The sequence below is a fragment of the Fulvivirga kasyanovii genome (genome assembly GCF_009711405.1).
Taxonomy (GTDB): domain Bacteria; phylum Bacteroidota; class Bacteroidia; order Cytophagales; family Cyclobacteriaceae; genus Fulvivirga; species Fulvivirga kasyanovii.
The window spans coordinates 1-2,132 of record NZ_SMLW01000205.1 but is presented as its reverse complement, the minus strand read 5'-3'; the positions used below and the strand labels follow the sequence as shown (position 1 = coordinate 2,132).

The 2,132-nt window shown below is 40.8% G+C and carries 4 protein-coding genes; all 4 read left to right on the top strand.

Annotation, left to right across the window (positions count from 1 at the left end; translation table 11 throughout):
- Nucleotides 1-716 (top strand): hypothetical protein (locus E1163_RS30260; RefSeq protein WP_185155904.1); only part of this gene is annotated, 716 nt, incomplete at its 5' end.
- Between the two features lie 71 nt (nt 717-787).
- Nucleotides 788-982: a 30S ribosomal protein S21 gene (gene rpsU / locus E1163_RS00860; RefSeq protein WP_155168636.1), complete on the top strand. Its 195-nt coding sequence runs from the start codon at nt 788-790 to the stop codon at nt 980-982.
- A gap of 72 nt (nt 983-1,054) precedes the next feature.
- Nucleotides 1,055-1,936, top strand: coding sequence for a tyrosine-type recombinase/integrase (locus tag E1163_RS00855; RefSeq protein WP_155168635.1), 882 nt, complete (start codon nt 1,055-1,057; stop codon nt 1,934-1,936).
- A 29-nt stretch (nt 1,937-1,965) separates the two neighbouring features.
- A partial coding sequence (locus tag E1163_RS31105; protein WP_246223452.1) for an HPF/RaiA family ribosome-associated protein occupies nt 1,966-2,132 on the top strand: 167 nt, incomplete at its 3' end.

The window sequence follows — 2,132 nt, the reverse complement described above, 5'->3', positions numbered from 1 at the left end:
TGTTTTGCCTGGCTCTCGTAGCTGTTTCGTGTGGCGATAAGGATGATCCTGAACCTTCTTTAGAAGAAGTGGAGCTTGCTGTATTCAGCGAAGAGACTAAAGTTGTTATCCCTGAGGGCTTGAAAAATTCAAGCAGTTCAGAAGCCCAGGCCGTAAGCAGCATGATTGAAAGCATGACCTCAAGTATTGGTGCCTACAGCTCTCTATTTACCATACCTGACGGCGCTACAAAGCTGAGTAGCCCTATTGAAGCTGCGAATGGACGTATGGATGCCAATTCTGTAACCTATGAGTGGTCATATCAGGGTGGAGCTGTAGCTTACCAGATTACCGAGCTGAGCGATTCATACTTCTTTGAAATCTTCTTCAAAGAGGCCGGTGGCCCATATTACAAATGGTTTGAAGGCACTCAGGCTAAAGATGGAAAATCCGGCTCATTTGTAATGTTGGATTTTGAGGCTGATGCTCGTGTCGAAATACTTACCTATGAGTATGAGATCAGAAATGATGGAAGTATTTATGGTGAGTATAACTACCCTTCATGGGGGTACTCATTCATATTTGAGGTACTGGCCGATGGATCTGGGTACATAAAGAGTTATGATAACAACGTAATTCAGGTAGAGTACATCTGGAATGCAGATGGAAGCGGCAACTGGACTTATTATGATGAATCAGGTGCGGTAAGCAGCACAGGTAGCTGGACAGCCGGTTGATTTTAATTAATTTGTTAGTCAATAATATTTTTCCTAATTTTGCAGTTCATTTGAAAGGAGGTGTATAAAAAATGATCGTAGTTAACGTAAAAGAAAACGAGTCAATCGAGAAAGCTCTAAAGAGATTTAAAAAGAAGTTCGAAAAAACAGGCGTTTTGAAAGAACTTAGAAGTAGAACTTTCTATGAGAAGCCTTCTGTTCAGAGAAGATCTGAAATAATTAGAGCAAAATATAGACAGAAGAAATACGCTGAAGAAAATTATTAATCAGCTATTTATTCCCGTTTGAATTTATTAAATTAGTACTACTCAGGTTCAATTGAGTAGTACTAATTTTTTATGCGGGAAACCTTCCTTAAATACCTTCAGTACGAAAAGCGCTACAGTAAACATACGATCACTTCGTATGAAAATGACTTAAGCCAATTCGAAGAATTCATCCAAAGTAATTTTCCTGAAATCACTGCTGGTACAGCCAACCACGGAGTAGTGCGTAGCTGGATAGTCAGCCTTGTAGACGGGGGGATGGATGCCCGCACCGTAAACCGAAAAATAGCCTGCTTAAGATCGTTCTATAAGTTCCTTTTGAGAAGGGAGCACATTGTAAAGGATCCTATGCTCAAAATCAGGGTATTGAAAACCAATAAGCAGCTACCGCAGTTCGTGCAGGAGAATGATATTACCAGGTTATTAGATCAGTGTGAGTTCAGTCCGGATTTCAGTGGCAGCCGTGACAGGCTGATATTGGAACTTCTATATGGAACCGGCATACGATTATCGGAACTGATTTCGTTAAAGACTACAGATATAAACTTTACTAACAGAACGCTCAAGGTTTTGGGCAAGAGGAACAAGGAACGAGTGATCCCTTTTTCTGTTAGCTTGGAGCGTGTGATAGAACAGTACCTGGCAGCAAAAAATAGTCAGGGTTTGCAAAACGCAGGAGGTGAGTTGCTCGTTACAGACAATGGAGAAGCTTGCTATCCTATGGTGATCTACAGAACAGTAAAAAAATACTTAAATCTATTTACGACTATTGAAAAGCGTAGTCCCCACGTATTGCGCCATACGTTTGCTACGCACCTCCTGAACAAGGGAGCCGAGCTCAATGCCGTTAAGGATCTGTTGGGGCATACAAGCCTGGCCGCAACACAAGTCTACACGCATAATTCGCTCGATAAACTGAAGAAGGTCTTTGACCAGGCGCACCCTAAGGCTTAACATTTTCTAATCTTTTAAACTTTACTACTATGAAGTTACAAATGCATTCAATTCACTTCGATGCCGATCAGAAGCTTATCGATTTCATCCAGAAAAAAGTAGATAAACTGGAAACCTTCTATGACCGCGTAGTTGATGGAGAAGTGTTTTTAAGATTGAATAATTCCGGAATCGAAAATAAAACAGTAGAGATTAA